A 17,071-nucleotide genomic window follows, 5' to 3' on the forward strand; every position below is an offset into this window, starting at 1 on the left:
TATTTGTTAGCTCCTTTTTTACTTAACGATTCAACATTAGCAGTACTAATGACGAAAAATAATAGCAATACTAGTGGCATAATATTAGCAATACAAATAAAATAGATGATATGAATAGAAAAATTTCAGAATCAGACAAAATAGCAGCCCAAAATTTACGTAATATCTGGGAAAGCAAACGTGAATCTCTCAGCTTAACTCAAGAAAAAGCAGCTGAGGCACTTGGCTTTTCTACGCAAGGAGCCGTCAGCCAGTATCTCAATGGCCGTACTGCGTTAAATACAGATACCACATTAAAATTTGCCGCTTTACTTCGTGTTAAGCCTGAAGATATCAACCCCGAATTAAAAATTTTACTCGATTACGTCAGGTCAACAAATAGAAGTGAAGATACCACTCACCCACAACAATCGATTAGAAGCGATCACAACACATTGAGATTAATGGATATATATGCAAAAGCAGGTCCCGGTGGTTTTATTAATAATGACTTCCCTGACACCATAAAATCAATAGAATTCTCTTCCGAAAAAATTTTTGAGTTATTTGGTCGTAAAAGTCTTAAAGGAATTGAGATGATTAATATCAGCGGCGATAGCATGTCTCCGGCAATTAATCCTAGGGATGTTGTTTTCGTTGATACACACAGTGACTTTTTTGATGGGGATGGCGTCTATGTATTTAGTTTTGAAAGCTCCCTATTCATAAAACGATTACAGCGAGTTAAAGGCCGGAAGCTTGCGGTCAAATCTGATAATCCTGCCTATGAAACTTTTTATATTGAAGAAGCTGAGATGCATGATTTACGCGTAATAGGTAAAGTCATAAAGTCTCTTCCAATAAAAATGGTTGATTTTGCTTAACCAAAACAATCAATTAAATACTATCGCTAATATTTTCGGTTTTTTATCGCCCAGAGAAATTAGCAATGCTATTGAATGATAAAAATATCGATGCTAATATTATTTCTACTAATACAAACACAGCAAGTATTTAGATAAGTGTTCAAACCTAAAAATCAGCCTACCTAGGGAAAAGAGTTAGGCTAACGTAAGAGGCAAGACCAGCCAGTTAGGGCTGACAAGCGTTGATTGATAGGCGTAAAAAAACCCACCTAAATGGGTTTCTTTACCTCGGGTCGCCGACCAAAGCTAACCGAGTATTCTGCTAGCGCGACCAAACGCTAGAAGAGGCAAGACCAATGATAAATCACTGATCAACTTTATTTTAAAGGAGCCGCAATAAAAGCACAACCTAAACGGTCTATGCCCACGCTCTATATGGTGAATTTTAAATTTCATCGGTTTAGGGTAACATTTTAATTGCGTTAGAAAACGTTAGGATATATAGCAAGGATAATGAAAAATAGATTGATAAATGGTACAGTTATTACTGCTTATAGCCCTAGATATCCCCCCTCATCAACTAAATAAACTTGTGTTAAATACCACCTGTTACCCTTAAAATTAAATGATATTCATAAATAGATGAGCAACTTTCTGGCTCGATATATTACATAGTAACAATAATAGATAGCCCTATTGTCTATAATCAAAGCCTATAGGTAAGAAAAAGCCTTTGCAATTAGGCCGTTATGCAGGTTAGTTTTACTCCACCCAAATAAAAAAACGCACTTACCGTGTCATTTCATTGATATATAGTTACCTAAAACATGGTTGATAAGGGGTATCACTGATGCGCAACAAGTACATTAAGTAAAATTTATCAACATGCACAGAGAGATAATAGCCCCTTACTTAAGGTAAATAAGCATTCTTTTCTATATCGATACTTTTCCTACTGATAACCGCTTAACCCTATTATCTTTTTCTATTTTGACAAATGACAAATGACTATAGATAAAAAATCTATAATATCAAATTTAAAGAAATAATTCCTTATGAAAATAGGCGTAACCCTATCTATAAAGTCGCCATGGCTTATATATAAACTTTCATTAATAAGTACTGCACGCAATTGTTTTCGTTTATTCCAATCAACATCGGATTGCACAGTGATTGTCACCCTATTTTCTTTATCATTTAATGTTGAAAGAGTGATTTTTATTTCTCTTTTTTCTTTATCACATCCATATATCACTCCCAACTTAGGGTATAAGTCATAGTTTATATTTTCAAACAAACCGCTGCTATTTAACTCTCTTAAAAACTTACTAAAAATAATAATCATAGTTATCCAATAAAAAGGTGCCATCAGTTAGCACCATAAATTACAATATAGAATATAAAGTTAAATTTAATAGCTATGTGAATAGTTTTTGTATCTATACCCTTGAGACTTCATACATTCAGCGATGAGTTCTGGCCTTTCATTTGAACTCACTAAAGCAATACCAATATCATATTTACATTTTGCCAAGACATTTTCAGAGTCTTCATAATTTACACCTTCTTTATACCAGCCTGGGCCTACAACACATCCACATAATAAAAACACTGATGCATATATAGTATATTTAATATTTATTTTCATTTGCATGTTCTTTAAAATGTATATGAGAGACCAATTATATTGACTAGCCCATATTTTTGTTTTGTAATTGGGCTATCAGCCGCATCACCAAATAGATAATAACCTCCAGATTTTAAATTAAGGAAAAAATTCTCACTCAACCTATAGTTCAACCCGATTAGAATACCTGCATCTTTAATACCTGCTTTGGGGGTATATACAGCGTAATCCGTCTTAAGAGACTGCTTTTCAGTCACGCCGAAGTAAGCTTGGTTATAATTTTTATTTACGTATCTTGTGGATATATTGGTATCAATAAACCAGTCATCATTTAATTCAAAATGCGAGTTAACCCCAAACTCAACCCTTGTTGCATTATCAACATCTACCCCGCCATAATCCCTATGTCCAAGTGCCGTCAATGAATTAATATAGATAGAATGCTCTTCTATACTATAACTCACTTCAAAACCCGCAGCTATAGCACCTTTAAGGTCTTCCATTCCCTTTAAGTCTTTATTTTTACTACCAGAAAAACCAATTTCCTCTTTTCGACCTTGCATATAAGCGCCAAGAACACCTATATGAAAATTATCAAACAGACTATATTGCCACTTTGCACCACTAGTGCCCAAACTAAATATACCAAAACTGTTTGTATCTACTGTGTATTGGATCGTCGCATCCGGTATTAAAATATATTTATCAGACCCTTCATAGGGTGATGACATTCCAACACCTGCACCTAATATTAATTCATCGGCAAAAGAATTAGTGCATAAAATAGCACCCAACATTGGGACTAAATATTTAACTGTCATGATTTTCACTCTTTATTTACAGGATTATAAATGTAATTGGCTTATTAAAGACATTTTGGATTTTTCAACATAACGTTTAAGGCCATTTTCATCATAAAATGCCTTATCATTTCCATTATTTAATTCTTTAAGTTTATCTATAAGGTCAAACTTATCTCCCTTACTTGCAATAAATATATCTACCTTTTGATCATACAAAACCTGATAGCTATACTGGAGGTCTTCAATAATTTCTGGATAATTCAGATTATTAATTAAATAATAGCCAGGAGTTGCTAGGCTATCTGCATATATCAGTGTGTCATTATTATTTAGTTTTATCTTCCATGACGTACTTCCCGGTAAATGCCCCTGGCGTTAATAATATAGTAAAAGTTACACCATCAAGACTAAATGATTCATTATCATTTAAGAGTAAATCTGTTTTAACTGAAGGAAATAATAATGCATCACCTAATGCAAAATCATCTGCACCACCTAAAGCCAATTGCTCAGCATTGAGTTTATTCGAAACGACCTTTGCACCACTTATTTTTTTTAATTTAGCTATCCCACCCGCCTGATCCAACCTAGCATGGCTGTTCAAAATATATTTGATATCCCTAATATTAAACCCTAGTTTTTCAATATTACTTTGAATTAACTCTGCGCTTTCATTTAAGCCCGCATCAATGAGTACATGACCTTTATTTGTTGTGATCAATATAGACGTTAAATTTGTCGTTCCAACATACCAAACTTGAGGGGCTATTTTGAAAGGTGCAATAGGCTTTGCCCATTCCATAAAGACACTTTTAGGTGGAGCTACAGATAATGGTTGCTCAGGATGTAATGAAGCATAAGCCATAGGTTGCACGACTAACCCTTGCATGCAGAGCAATACTATTAATTTTAACTGTTTCATGAATACCGTTACTTGTTTATCATCGAAACAAGATGATAGTATAAGTAAATTGAATTCTGCTCATTAATATTGGTACAAAATGAACCTAGCTCAATTTGATTTTAATCTTCTCAAAGTTCTCTATGCATTACTTTTAACAGGAAGTACCAAGGAAGCAGCTTCTAAACTGGGTATTTCATCTTCCGCGGTCAGCCACGCATTGAGTCGGCTACGCTCAGCGTTGGGTGACCCGTTATTTAAACGAGAAAATAATCTTCAAGTTCCAACCCCATTTGCTTTAACACTTAAAGCGAAACTCGTTCCCCTTTTTATTTCCTTGAATGATGATTTATTTACAGATTCCATTGATGGCTCAAGAAGTTTCAAAATTGTCTGCCCCCCAGCATTGATGGATATTATGACCTCTCCTTTATCAGAACTGTCTTTCAAGTTAGATTTTTACGCGGAATGTATTCCATACCAAAGGCGGTCTTGGCGTGAAGAAGTGCTTGATGGCACCATTGATTTAGTCTTTGCTGTCGGTGGAGATCAAAGCCCTGTATCGTCGCTAAAATTTGAAACTATAGGTATTAGCCGATTAGTCATTATCTACGGAGCGCCATTAAGACCAGCTTTAGAGCACGTTAAAGAATTAAGCCTTGAACAACTCGTATCTTATAAACATGTCTATTGTTTACCTTGGCCCCAAGATGACAACGAACTAGATAGGCAATTACGTCGAAGAGGTTTATTTAGAACTATTGGCTTTAAATGCCCAGAATATTCGCAAGTGATATCAGCAATAAATAGCAGCCCATATTTAGCGATTGTGCCAGAACCTTGGCTAGAAAATCAGTCACTAAAACATACCATTTACCAAACGAAGCTTACTGATAGCCTTGCCATTGGTAATTTATTTATGATGCACAGAAAATCAATGCAACCTTGGAAGAAAAAAATTGTTGCGTCACTTAAATCCAAAATAGAATCGTATTATAAGACGACTAATTTATAACGATATCAGAGCATCTGTTAATAAAAGTATATAAAATCGCTATCCAAGCGAGTAAAAATAAGTAAGGCGGGAATATCCCGCCTTTTGTTATCATTTTAATGGTGAGTTTAATAATGCTATGGCGTTACCAGAAAAGTGCGTATAAAACACACAAAACAACCATAATAACGTAAGCGGAAATATTGAAACCTGTTGACGTTTTAAAGGTCTCGGAAGTTAAAATAATAGCGCCATCACAATCATCCCCTTTTGCCGTTGTAAGGCTAATCAACCCGATCACTACAGCAGTAAAGAAGAAGGTGTACATCATTTGATCAAGGAAAGGCATACCTAATGGCATTAATTTCAAGAATAAAGCAAATGGAATAGACAATAATACCCCGATGATCGCGCCTTTCGCATTTGTTTTCTTCCAGAATAAACCTAACAAGAATACCGCTAAGATCCCAGGGCTCACTAAGCCTGTATATTCCTGTATATATTGGAAAGCTTGCCCGATATTACCCAGTAATGGTGCAATAAAGCAGGCGATGATCAATGCAACAACCGCACTGACTCGGCCAACATTAACCAATTTATGGTCCGTTGTTGCAGGTGCAATATATTCCTTATAGATATCCATGGTGAAGATAGTCGCTACAGAGTTCAACATAGAAGCTAAAGACGATACGATAGCGGCTGCTAATGCTGCGAATACTACCCCTTTCGCGCCTACAGGTAAGAACTGGGTTAGCCACGGATAAGCTTTATCCGCTTGCGCTAATGTCGGTATATGTTCTTGTGCCATAGTCCCCAAACCAGCAAGCAATGCAGGGTCTGAAACTATCACAAAAGCAGCGATACCAGGCACAACAACTAAAATCGGTACAATAAGTTTTAGAAACGCAGCAAATACTAACCCTTTTTGAGCTTCATTGATGGATTTAGCGGCTAATGCACGCTGAATGATATATTGGTTAAAGCCCCAATAGTATAAGTTGGCAACCCATAAGCCACCGATTAACACGGCTATCCCCGGTAAATTACTAAACTGAGGGTTATCTTGGCTTAGGATCATTTCAAAATGAGTAGGCGCTTCGCTTGCCATACGGCTCATTCCAGCAAATAAACCGGCGTCCCCACCAATATAACTCACAGCCATAATTGTCGTTAACAAGCCACCTAAAATCAGGAAGAATACTTGCACGACATCGGTCCATGCTACTGCGGATAAGCCACCATAGAGGGAGTAAATTACCGCAAATAATGCTAAACCAAAAATAGCATAATTCATTGGTATACCTAGGATTGTTTGTAACGCTAACGCACCTAAATATAGGACTGAGGTTAAGTTAACAAAGATAAATAATGCTAGCCAGAATACCGCTAAAATGGTTTTTAATGTTTTATTAAAGCGTTTTTCAACAAATTCAGGAATAGTATAAATACCTTTATCAATAAACACAGGCATAAAATACTTAGCGACAATAATCAAGGTAAGTGCCGCCATCCATTCGTAGGATGCAATTGCCAGACCAATCGAAAAGCCTGATCCAGACATGCCGATAAATTGTTCTGCGGATATATTTGCTGCAATTAATGATGAACCGATAGCCCACCAAGGCAATGTTTTACCTGCCAAAAAATAATCTTTAGTTCCTTTTTTTTGCCCGTTTTTATCTCGTGATACCCAGAGCCCAACACTAATAATAACAAGCACGTACAGGATGAAGATCCCGTAGTCTAAAGTGCTTAGTCCAACCCCTTCTGTCTGCATAATAAAATTCCTTCGCCAAATGATAACGAAGTTAGTGTAAACGTTACCACAAATAATCACCGTTACTTAAATCACATATTTTCACAATATTCTTAAGAATATTCACTGAATTAGCTAAACATTAGATTTAAACCTAGAAATCGCGTCATAAAGGGCATAAATAACAGAGAGAATCTGAAAGTCAGCAGGCTAAAATCTAAAATACGTGATGACCATCAAAAATAAATGATAACGTTTACATGAAAAGTGAATGAATGCTCAATTCATGGCTCTAATGGCATTACCACTAAGAATGCAATGGTCGAACGGAATTGCGCTGAACTAAGGTCGGGGAGTAAATTAAGCTATCCCCTAAGATTTTTTCACCCCGAGCTAAAGAGAGGGCTAATTGCGTTGCTTTTTCAGCCATCATTTGAATAGGATAACGTACAGTGGTTAAACGCGGGTGAATATACCGAGCAATCAAAACATCATCAAAACCAATTACTGAAACCTGTTCTGGTGAGTGAATTTCATTTTCATCCAATACGGCAATCGCCCCTGCTGCCATAAAATCGTTATAGCCAACCACGGCGGTGATCTCCAATGACTTGGTTAGCAAATTAGTCATTGCTTGTTCCCCGCCTTCACCGTAAGGGACACCATATTCGACATAACTTTCTGAAAGAATAATACCATTATTTTTTAACGCATCGCGATAGCCCATTAAGCGCTGCACCGCATCCTCAATTTGATGATTTGAAGAAATATAAGCGATTTTAGTATGCCCATGACGAATTAGATGTTCAGTCGCTAAATATGCCCCTTTATAGTTATTTAATGAAATACAACGGTGAGCGATTTCATCAATATGCCGATTAATCAGCACCATACTCGGAACTTCTTTCGCGTATCCAATCAGTTCATCATCCGAAAGGGCTTTTGAATGAATAATCAATGCATCACAGCGGTTATTGATCAATAACTCAATAGATTGGCGCTCTTCTTTGGCATTATGATAACCATTGCAAATCAAAATATGTTTGCCATTTCGATGAGCAACGCCATCAACGGCTTTAACCATTACCCCAAAAAATGGGTCGGATACATCATTAACCAGTACACCTATTGTATTAGAACTTTGGTTCACTAATGCACGAGCAGCAGCATTTGGCCGGTAACCCAACTTATTCATTGCACTTTTTACTGATGCAATAGAAGCTTGACTCGCTTTCGGCGATTGGTTGATCACCCGTGAAACCGTTGCAACAGAAACGCCGGCTTCTTTTGCTACATCTTTGATTGTCGCCATCGTATACCTCTACAATTAGGATGGCTTATTAAACAATGAGCTAGGATTAAAAACAATGGCATAACGCATATTAAAATCATTTAAATGAAAACAACGGATTATTCATGCCTAAATAGCAAAACACCGCATCACTGCGGTGTTAATAATTATGCGAAATAATACATTAAAAAATAAATTGATAGCATGTTTCGCTAGTATAGCGTTGATTTGAGTATGAAATTGGGCTGTATTTAGCCCCCCATTCAGGGTGGTTTACCGCATCAGGTGGAAATTGAGTTTCAAATGCAACGCCAGAAAACGGGGTATATTCCTTTGTTTTTCCCGCGACAGAAGTCAAATAATTCCCTGTATATAATTGCATTGCTGGCATGGTTGTTGAAATATTCATCTGAATATCCCCCGCAGGTGCACGAAGTGAAGCGACCGTTTGCTTCCCATCAATACGAGTGCTATCAAGGATAAACGTATGGTCATATCCCCCAACCATTATTTGGTCTTCATCTTGTAAAAAACCACGGCCAATTGGCTTTCCTTGGCGAAAATCAAAATAGCTGCCAGTAACACCGCGCCACGCCCCTGTTGGCACCCCGTCTTTGTCTGTCGGTACATAATCGTTACTGTGGATTTTAAGCTCGTGCTCAAATAACGTTTTTTCCGTATTTTCCCCAGCAAGGTTAAAGTAGGTATGGTTAGTCAAGTTCACAGGGCAAGTAGCCGATGTTTGGTACTGATAACGAATAATGACCTGATTTTCATCTGTTAATTCATAACTCGTATCGACTCGCAACTCACCGGGAAAGCCTTGGTCACCATGAGGGGAAATCAGAGTAAACACCACCTGTTGAGCATGACGCTGTGAAATGGCCCAAACCCGATAACTGAAATTATCTTCCCCCCCATGTAAACAATGCATTCCTTGATTACTAGACACTTTATAATTTTCACCATCAATCGAAAATTGTGCGTTCGCGATTCGGTTGGCAACACGGCCCACTGTAGCCCCTAAATAAACCGTCTGCTGCATCTGCTGCGCAATATTTGGCGAACCTAAAATAACATCACGCTGACCACTTGCTAAGGGTAAGATACAGCTCATCCAGCTTGCCCCCAGGTTCGTCAAAGTAATTTTCATACCATTTTGATTGGTTAGCTCAATAATTTTAGCGGCTTGTAACGCAAGACGTTGCTCGTGAGTAAATTGCATTTTTTCCCTCAATTTGTCAGGTTCTATGATCAACTCAAACTCACTACGCCAGCGCCGGCACTTGGCTGACAAACATAAATATCCGCCTGTAAGCCTGTCATTTTAGAATATTGGGCTTCAACAGCCTCAATCACTGGTTGCACAAGTTGTTGTTGCATTAAGGCCACCACACAGCCCCCAAAACCACCACCGGTCATACGCACACCACCTTGAGCCCCTAAAATAGATTTCACAATGTCGACTAATGTATCAATCTCTTTTACGGTGATTTCAAAATCATCGCGCATGGAAATATGTGATTGCTCCATCAATTGGCTTAACAAGGGTAAATCATTTTGTGTCAACGCGATTGCGGCTAACTGTGTACGCTCATTTTCACTAATCACATGCTTAGCCCGTTTGGCAACTAATGGCGGTAATTGATGTTGTTTTTGCAAAAACTCATCATAGGTCACGTCACGCAATGCCTTTACAGCCAAGCGCTCAGCAGCTTCTTCACATTGTTTACGCCGAGTATTGTATTCACTTCCCACTAGCCCCCGTTGTTTATTTGAATTGATTATCATCACAACTAGGTCGTCAGGGATAGAAATTGCCAGTAAATCCAAACTACGACAATCAATCAATAAGGCATGCCCCTCATCACCACAGGCTGAAATTAATTGGTCCATGATGCCACAGTTACAACCGACAAATTGGTTTTCCGCCTGTTGACCATTCAGCGCAATATCTTGCTGACTAATATCTAATTGATACAAGGCCTTCATTGTTTGCCCTATAACCACTTCTAATGAAGCTGAAGAACTTAACCCCGCTCCTTGCGGTACATTGCCACTGACTGCGATATCACATCCGTTAAACTTAAACCCACGTTGCAGCAAGAACTTAATTACACCGCGAATATAATTGGCCCACATTTTTTCAGGTAAAAATGTAATTTCTTGGTCTAGGCTAAACTCGTCACAATCATTATTATAATCGGCAGCAACTACTCGAATAATACGGTCATCACGTTTTGCCGCCGCAGTCATTGTTAGGTAATTAATGGCACACGGCAGCACAAAACCGTCATTATAGTCTGTGTGTTCACCAATCAGATTCACTCGCCCTGGAGCCTGAACATAAATATTCGCTGGATAACCAAAGGTTTTCTCGAATGAATTAGCAACCGTTTTTTTCAGCATTTCCATTGTTTGCTTTCCTTAATCGTAAAATTGATTTACTCGAACAATAAAATCCAAGCAAATATTAATTTGAATAATTCCTTAGCTATTTCGTTAGGTTTAGCGTTGTTTGTAATGTATTTCGCTAACCTCTCTTAAACGCTGGGCTGCCTGTTCTGGCGTTAGGTCACGCTGGGTTTCAGCTAACATTTCATAACCCACCATAAATTTTTTGACCGTTGCAGAACGCAATAGCGGCGGATAAAACAACGCATGTAATTGCCAATGTTCAATATCTTTATGTGGTTTAAAATAAGGGGCAAAGTGCCACCCCATCGAATAAGGGAAGGAACACTGAAATAAATTGTCGTAGCGGCAAGTCAGTTTTTTTAGCGCCAAACTCAAGTCTGTACGGACGGTCTCATTCATTTCATCCATGCGCCTAATCGGTTGTTTAGGTAACAGCATCGTTTCAAACGGCCAAGCGGCCCAATAAGGTACAACTGCTATCCAATACTCTGTTTCCACCACAGTACGCGCACCAGATTTTTGTTCTGCATTGACATAATCCATCAGTAGATTACTGCCATGGCGCTGATAGTATTGTGCTAAAAAATGGTCTTTTCGTTCGATTTCATTTGGCAGAAAATCACTCGCCCAAATCTGCCCATGAGGGTGCGGTTGAGAGCACCCCATGATTTCACCTTTATTTTCAAATACCTGAACCCAAGTAAATTGTTTACTGAGTTCCGTAACCTGCTGTTGCCATGTTTCCACCACCTTTTCAATTTCTGGAAGTGAAAGCTCAGGTAGCGTTTTACTGTGATCTGGTGAAAAACAAATGACTCGGCTAACGCCTCTGACTGATTGAGTTTGAAATAACGCTGACTGGTTTTCTGGCTGAACACAGGCTTGCTCTAACAAAGCACCGTGATCATTTTGAAAAACATAAGTACCTTGATAGTTAGGGTTTACCTCGCCTGAAACACGAGTATTTGTTGGGCACAGAAAACAATTTTTATCGTATTCAGGCAAGTCTGTTATTGACGGCTTTTCATCTTGACCACTCCATGGGCGCTTTGCTCGATGAGGTGAAACCAAAACCCATTGCCCCGTCAACGGGTTATAACGGCGATGAGGGCAATCTGAGGGGTTAAATGGCATCTTATTCATGCTATCAATCTCCTATTTATTGTATCCATTAGGGTTATTTACTTGCCAACGCCAACTGTCTGCGGCCATATCATCAAGGGTACGCACCGCTTGCCAACCTAATTCACGATACGCTTTTTCAGGGGTAGACCAATACTCTGCGATGTCCCCAGCACGACGAGGTTGGATAGTATAAGGAATAGGCTTCCCAACGGCTCTTTCAAACGCCTGCAACACTTGCAGTACACTGAAGCCATTTCCGGTTCCCAAGTTATAGATATGTAACCCTGCTTGCTGACCGACTCCTTGCAATGTAGCAACATGCCCATCGGCTAAATCCATTACATGGATGTAATCACGAACGCCAGTCCCATCAACAGTAGGGTAATCGTTTCCATAAATTGCTAGTTTATCCCTTTTTCCTACCGCAACCTGTGTAATATAAGGTGTTAAATTATTTGGCATACCTTGAGGGTCTTCCCCCATCAGGCCTGATGAATGTGCACCCACAGGGTTAAAATAGCGTAATAAGGAAATCGACCACGAATTATCGGCGTGATAAAGGTCAGATAAGCAACGCTCAACCATGTATTTACTGGTGCCATAAGGGCTTTGCGTGTTACCTGTTGGGAAGTTTTCTGTAATGGGTAATGTGCTAGGTTCCCCATAAACGGTAGCCGAAGAGCTGAAAATTAAGCTTTTTACGTTAGCTTCATTCATACAACGAGCTAAAACCAATGTGCCATTGACATTAACATCATAATATTCAATGGGTTTTTTAACTGATTCGCCAACCGCTTTTAACCCTGCAAAATGAATAACTGAACGAAATTGATGGGCGCTAAAAATAGATTTAATAGCCGGTTCATCTCGAATATCACAGTGATAAAAAACCGGCCTCACCCCAGTTAATTGTTCAATGCGATTAAGCACTTCCAATTTAGCATTATGTAAATTATCAACAATAACAGGAAGTAATCCAGCTTTTATTAATTGGACACAAGTATGACTACCAATATAACCCAATCCCCCAGTGACGAATATTTCACCCTGCTGCATGTTTCACTCCTTAGTACGCCTTCAATTTCATATTTGCCTTTCAGCTTGCCGTTGTGGGCGAGTATACCAACGAGTTGATATCCAATTCTGTGATCAAACTCGATTTAGTGTAAACGTTTACACAAAAATAGCAAAGAACCGATGAATGTCATGAGAATTGAAAAAATAAGATGCCAATCGAGGATAATGATTTGGATAAAAAAGCACAGAGTAACTTTGTGACTCTAATAAGTTACTTTATGAATATTATTATGACGAAAAAATATTCAACCGCGTCGAAATCAGTGTATTAGGGTTCCCCCCCAACCACATTATGAATAACGTTTAGTCACCACCATTCTTGTTTGATGATTTATGCCATTCATCTCATATATCAACGCTCCCACTCACTGTTTCGCTACTAGGAACAGTCTACAACCATATAATTAAATATAAAAATCAACATATTACATAAAAATAACTCTTGTTTTGATGAATAATCACAATTGATTCAGTGACCAACTTAACACTGTAGCAACAAATCATTTACTTTGTATGTTATTTCATCTAAATATATTTACATCGATAAGCGGAACACTGTTCCTGATAAAGGAACGAAAAATAACAATAATACCGTTTAATTTAATGCACACAGGGGGAAGCATGAGTAATCAGTTACAATCCGCAGGGTTTGTTTTAACTCTGCTAGACCATTTTTCAATTGATAAACCAATATGGGGAGTGCGTGAACTGGCTCGTCATATCGGTAAAAGCCCCTCAATGGTGCAACGTGGGTTTAACCTTCTAGAGGAGCAAGGGTTTCTACAAAAAAATAACAGTAAAGAGTACTTATTGGGCTTACGCTGCATCGAAATTGGCCACATAGCAAATAATACACGGCAATTTTCTCAGTTGGCTAATGATTACCTCCAGCCATTAGCCAGCAAAACGCATGAAACTATTTTTATTTATCGTCGCTATAACGATATCGCCATTTGTAATTTTATTTTAGAAAGTGACCACCTAATACGCTTTACCTCAAAAGAAGGTGAGGCCTTGTCATTACACGAAGCGCCTTTTACACAAATTATCTTAAGTTCAATGGATGTGACTTATATTGAGGATTATCTTTTAAAACACAATTTACAAAATGATTTGGAATTAAAACATCAATTGAAACTTTACGCGGATGAAGGCTATGCCTATTCGAAAGAAGCTTACCTTGCAGGGACTCAAGGGCTATCAGTACCTATTTTTTCATTTGAAAAAGGGGTGTTAGGCTCTTTATGTATTGCTGCCTCAAGCCAAAGTAAAAATTTAACTGAATATTATCCATTATTAAAATCTACAGCAAGTAAGTTATCTGCCATATTTTAAATATGGAGAAATATAAAAAATAAATATAATTCAATATTAAAATAGGTAACTCTATGAATATATCTCATGATAAAAATGATACTGAGGTACGTGTATCTATTTTTTCTCCAGCACTGCTTATTGCAATAATTATATTATCATTTGTTGGTGCTATTATCGGTATACAAATTATTGTCACACTAGGAATATCGGCGAACACCTCAATTATTGGCGCTGTATTAGCTATATTATTATCAAGATTACCATTTTCAATTTTTTCTTCATTTAAATTTATAGATGCTCAAAATTTAATTCAAACCAGTATTTCAGCCGCCACCTTTGCCGCAGCGAATGGATTGATGGTCTCAATCGGTGTCCCTTGGGTGCTCGGTATGCCTGAATTAATTTACCCTATGATGGCTGGTGCATTTGTGGCTATTATTATTGATGGCACAATATTATACGGATTATTTAATACTCGCGCATACCCAGCGAGTGCCTCTTGGCCTGCTGGCGTTGCAACAGCAGAAACACTATGGGCAGGAAATAAAGGTGGCAAAAGACTAGGTGCTCTATTAACAGGCTTTGCTGCAGGCGCAATCGGTGCGGGATTTGGCATCCCTATGGCCTCTGCAGGTATCGCTTTAATCGGTAGTATCTTTGCATTATTCATGTTTGCTATTGGCTTACTTATTCGTGGTTTTTCTGAATCGGGTCTAATTAGTTATAATTTATATGAACACTATGTCCCTCACGGTGTAATGATTGGGGCAGGAATTGTCGCACTCATTCAAATAGGTGCCATTGTTTTTCGTAATAAAAAAGAAACGGATCAGCGAATTAAAGAAAGTGAAGAACTTATTCAAAGTAGCCGCCGTATTAAATCAACACTAATTAAAGGGGCTATTTTCTACTTTCTCACCGCCCTCGCCTTAACCTTTATTAGCCAAATTTTTGTGACGATGACATTGCCACAACTCATCGGATTCCTTATTTTTGCTACCCTAGCAGCTTTGATTCAAGAGATGATTGTGGGGATGGCTGCCATGCATTCAGGTTGGTTTCCAGCGACGGCAGCTGCGCTTATCTCATTAATGATAGGTATCCTTATTGGTTTTCCCCCTGAAGCATTAGCCGTATTAGTTGGGTTCTGTGTCGCCACTGGCCCTGCATTCGCAGATATGGGGTTTGACTTAAAGACTGGGTTTATGATCCGCGGTAACGGCAAAAACCCAAATGTTGAACGCTATGGCCGAAAACAACAATATTTTGCCTCTATTATTGGTTTTTCCTGTGCCTTAGTCGTTGTTGCACTGACTTATGATTTCTATTTTCAGCAAGACAAAATTGTCCCTGCCTCTCGACTCTATGCGGCAACAATTCAAGCAGGCAGTTCATCTGATGTCGCAATGATGTTGTTACTGTGGGCCATTCCTGGGGCTGTTATTCAATTAATTGGCGGGGCAAAAAACCAAATTGGTGTTCTTTTTTCAACAGGCTTGATGATCAACTACCCCATTGCAGGTTGGACCGTTCTCGTAGCGCTCGCCGTGCGGGTCATCATACAACGCTTCTTTAATATTAGCTCAGATAAAATTTCAACTTTCGCTGGAGGACTCATTGCCGGTGATGCGCTCTATTCCACCGCCAAAGCCTTTCTTCCAACGATAAAAGCAAAACTGCTTTCCCTATGGGCTCGATAGTTTTCAATAGGAATATAATTATGATGAATATATGGCAACAAGCACAGCAAGATACCCTAGTCTCACAAAACTACGTCTATTTCGATACTGGAGCCGCAGCCCCCCCACCCAAACCGGTCATTGATGCGGTAAAGGCCTACCTCGACAAAACAGCAGAACAAGGTATCTATCTGCCAAGTTTTCGCAAAGCAACATACCAGCAGGTCGAAGTTTGCCGGAAAAAAATGGCCGCGTTTATTGGTGCTAAAGAAAGTGAAATTGCATTCACTAAAAATGGTACAGAGTCCATTTGCTTAATTGCTAGAGGTATTTCATGGCAAGCAGGTGATGAAGTTATTATCCCGGATACCGAAATGCTCAGTAATATTTCAATATGGCAATTGCTAGCAGAAGAAAAAGGAATAAAAATTGTTACTGTTCAAGCCGATAAGCAAGGGGTTATTTCTCCCGCATCCATAGAATGCGCCATTACCTCCAAAACGAAACTCATCAGTTTTGTGGCATTATCTAATATAACTGGCGTTATGCAACCTGTGCAGGCTATCTGTGAAATAGCCCAAAAGTATAGGGTATTAAGCCATGTCAGTGCCTCTCAGGCTATTGGAATGTATCGTGTTAATGTTCAAAATTGGCAATGTGATTTTATGTCCTTTTGTGGACGAAAAGGCTTAAGAGCAATCGAAGGCAGTGGGATATGTTTTGTCCGTGAGTCGTTAATCCCCTTATTAACCCCAATGCTAGTTGGTTGGTGGAATAGTAGCATCGACCCTAAAACAGGTACGGTGATATTACCCAAGACCGCTAAACGTTTTGAAGCAGGTTGCCCAAATATCCCTGCAATTATCAGTTTGAACTCTGCATTAGACTATGCATCCCAATTAGGTATTGAGCAAATTGAAATACGTAATCAAACCCTCACACAATATGCTATGCAGAAATTAGCCACAATTCCAAATATTGAAATATATGGTCCAGATAATAGCAATCAGCGTATAGGAATAATTCCATTTAACATTAAGGGTATTTCCTCTGATTTATTAATGCAAAAATTAGAAGCTAAAAATATCATTATTGAATCAGGGCATTTTATGGCAACGGCAATTTTGCAGTTCTATAACATAGAAAAAATGGCTCGATTATCATTGCATTATTTTAATACTGAAAAAGAAATAGATTTATTTATTAACGCAATTAATGATATTACAAAGGAATAAAAA

At 38.4% G+C, this 17,071-nt stretch carries 14 protein-coding genes and 1 pseudogene; 5 read left to right on the forward strand and 10 right to left on the reverse strand.

All coding sequences use genetic code 11. The features are described 5' to 3' along the window. Nucleotides 1–110: 110 nt before the first annotated feature. Nucleotides 111–863, forward strand: a complete 753-nt coding sequence (locus tag RB151_RS14620) for a LexA family transcriptional regulator (RefSeq protein ID WP_071548264.1) — start codon at nt 111–113, stop codon at nt 861–863. Between the two features lie 967 nt (nt 864–1,830). On the opposite strand, the gene RB151_RS14625 is transcribed toward RB151_RS14620, so the two are convergent. The 4 genes and pseudogenes from RB151_RS14625 to RB151_RS14640 form a co-directional block, all read right to left on the reverse strand. Continuing rightward, complete coding sequence (locus RB151_RS14625; protein WP_071548265.1) at nt 1,831–2,214, reverse strand: hypothetical protein; 384 nt, start codon at nt 2,212–2,214, stop codon at nt 1,831–1,833. Nucleotides 2,215–2,256: 42 nt separating this feature from the next. Beyond that, nucleotides 2,257–2,493: a hypothetical protein gene (locus RB151_RS14630; protein ID WP_042844971.1), complete on the reverse strand. Its 237-nt coding sequence runs from the start codon at nt 2,491–2,493 to the stop codon at nt 2,257–2,259. A gap of 11 nt (nt 2,494–2,504) precedes the next feature. Next, nucleotides 2,505–3,293 carry a MipA/OmpV family protein gene (locus RB151_RS14635; protein WP_071548266.1) on the reverse strand — a complete coding sequence of 263 codons (789 nt, stop codon included), beginning with the start codon at nt 3,291–3,293 and terminating at the stop codon, nt 2,505–2,507. Between the two features lie 24 nt (nt 3,294–3,317). Continuing rightward, nucleotides 3,318–4,164: pseudogene (locus tag RB151_RS14640) on the reverse strand (HARLDQ motif MBL-fold protein). Between the two features lie 112 nt (nt 4,165–4,276). Here RB151_RS14640 and RB151_RS14645 point away from each other — a divergent pair. Further along, nucleotides 4,277–5,191 (forward strand): LysR family transcriptional regulator, encoded by a 915-nt coding sequence (locus RB151_RS14645; RefSeq protein WP_042844974.1) that lies wholly within the window; start codon nt 4,277–4,279, stop codon nt 5,189–5,191. Between the two features lie 124 nt (nt 5,192–5,315). On the opposite strand, the gene RB151_RS14650 is transcribed toward RB151_RS14645, so the two are convergent. The 6 genes from RB151_RS14650 to galE all read right to left on the reverse strand — a co-directional run bounded on the left by RB151_RS14650 (nt 5,316) and on the right by galE (nt 12,816). Continuing rightward, nucleotides 5,316–6,947: a sodium/sugar symporter gene (locus RB151_RS14650; RefSeq protein WP_042844975.1), complete on the reverse strand. Its 1,632-nt coding sequence runs from the start codon at nt 6,945–6,947 to the stop codon at nt 5,316–5,318. A gap of 286 nt (nt 6,948–7,233) precedes the next feature. Next, on the reverse strand, nt 7,234–8,238 hold the full coding sequence (locus RB151_RS14655) for a substrate-binding domain-containing protein (RefSeq protein WP_042844978.1): 1,005 nt from the start codon (nt 8,236–8,238) through the stop codon (nt 7,234–7,236). Between the two features lie 163 nt (nt 8,239–8,401). Further along, nucleotides 8,402–9,442, reverse strand: a complete 1,041-nt coding sequence (gene galM / locus RB151_RS14660; protein WP_042844980.1) for a galactose-1-epimerase — start codon at nt 9,440–9,442, stop codon at nt 8,402–8,404. Nucleotides 9,443–9,471: 29 nt separating this feature from the next. After that, on the reverse strand, nt 9,472–10,632 hold the full coding sequence (gene galK, locus RB151_RS14665) for a galactokinase (protein WP_042844983.1): 1,161 nt from the start codon (nt 10,630–10,632) through the stop codon (nt 9,472–9,474). Between the two features lie 93 nt (nt 10,633–10,725). After that, entirely contained in the window at nt 10,726–11,778 is a 1,053-nt protein-coding gene (locus RB151_RS14670; protein ID WP_042844984.1) for a UDP-glucose--hexose-1-phosphate uridylyltransferase, read from the reverse strand. A 12-nt stretch (nt 11,779–11,790) separates the two neighbouring features. Further along, nucleotides 11,791–12,816, reverse strand: a complete 1,026-nt coding sequence (gene galE, locus RB151_RS14675) for a UDP-glucose 4-epimerase GalE (RefSeq protein WP_071548267.1) — start codon at nt 12,814–12,816, stop codon at nt 11,791–11,793. Between the two features lie 642 nt (nt 12,817–13,458). Between galE and RB151_RS14680 the strand changes: the two genes are divergently transcribed. From RB151_RS14680 to RB151_RS14690, 3 genes are read left to right on the forward strand one after another with little or no spacing between them, the layout of a single operon-like run. Then, a complete protein-coding gene (locus RB151_RS14680) occupies nt 13,459–14,172 on the forward strand; it encodes an IclR family transcriptional regulator (protein ID WP_048607806.1) in 714 nt (237 codons plus the stop codon). A 53-nt stretch (nt 14,173–14,225) separates the two neighbouring features. Further along, nucleotides 14,226–15,854, forward strand: coding sequence for an OPT/YSL family transporter (locus tag RB151_RS14685; RefSeq protein WP_042844990.1), 1,629 nt, complete (start codon nt 14,226–14,228; stop codon nt 15,852–15,854). Between the two features lie 20 nt (nt 15,855–15,874). Then, a complete protein-coding gene (locus RB151_RS14690; RefSeq protein WP_080750873.1) occupies nt 15,875–17,068 on the forward strand; it encodes an aminotransferase class V-fold PLP-dependent enzyme in 1,194 nt (397 codons plus the stop codon). Nucleotides 17,069–17,071: the final 3 nt, after the last annotated feature.

This window comes from Providencia rettgeri (genome assembly GCF_001874625.1).
In the GTDB taxonomy this organism is placed as follows: Bacteria; Pseudomonadota; Gammaproteobacteria; order Enterobacterales; family Enterobacteriaceae; genus Providencia; species Providencia huashanensis.

Excerpts from the sequence above, each read along its gene's own strand:
- RB151_RS14620 (WP_071548264.1), top strand. The coding sequence starts at position 111 with ATGAATAGAAAAATTTCAGAATCAGACAAAATAGCAGCCCAAAATTTA.
- RB151_RS14625 (WP_071548265.1), bottom strand. The coding sequence starts at position 2,214 with ATGGCACCTTTTTATTGGATAACTATGATTATTATTTTTAGTAAGTTT.
- RB151_RS14630 (WP_042844971.1), bottom strand. The coding sequence starts at position 2,493 with ATGAAAATAAATATTAAATATACTATATATGCATCAGTGTTTTTATTA.
- RB151_RS14635 (WP_071548266.1), bottom strand. The coding sequence starts at position 3,293 with ATGACAGTTAAATATTTAGTCCCAATGTTGGGTGCTATTTTATGCACT.
- RB151_RS14645 (WP_042844974.1), top strand. The coding sequence starts at position 4,277 with ATGAACCTAGCTCAATTTGATTTTAATCTTCTCAAAGTTCTCTATGCA.
- RB151_RS14650 (WP_042844975.1), bottom strand. The coding sequence starts at position 6,947 with ATGCAGACAGAAGGGGTTGGACTAAGCACTTTAGACTACGGGATCTTC.
- RB151_RS14655 (WP_042844978.1), bottom strand. The coding sequence starts at position 8,238 with ATGGCGACAATCAAAGATGTAGCAAAAGAAGCCGGCGTTTCTGTTGCA.
- galM (WP_042844980.1), bottom strand. The coding sequence starts at position 9,442 with ATGCAATTTACTCACGAGCAACGTCTTGCGTTACAAGCCGCTAAAATT.
- galK (WP_042844983.1), bottom strand. The coding sequence starts at position 10,632 with ATGGAAATGCTGAAAAAAACGGTTGCTAATTCATTCGAGAAAACCTTT.
- RB151_RS14670 (WP_042844984.1), bottom strand. The coding sequence starts at position 11,778 with ATGAATAAGATGCCATTTAACCCCTCAGATTGCCCTCATCGCCGTTAT.
- galE (WP_071548267.1), bottom strand. The coding sequence starts at position 12,816 with ATGCAGCAGGGTGAAATATTCGTCACTGGGGGATTGGGTTATATTGGT.
- RB151_RS14680 (WP_048607806.1), top strand. The coding sequence starts at position 13,459 with ATGAGTAATCAGTTACAATCCGCAGGGTTTGTTTTAACTCTGCTAGAC.
- RB151_RS14685 (WP_042844990.1), top strand. The coding sequence starts at position 14,226 with ATGAATATATCTCATGATAAAAATGATACTGAGGTACGTGTATCTATT.
- RB151_RS14690 (WP_080750873.1), top strand. The coding sequence starts at position 15,875 with ATGATGAATATATGGCAACAAGCACAGCAAGATACCCTAGTCTCACAA.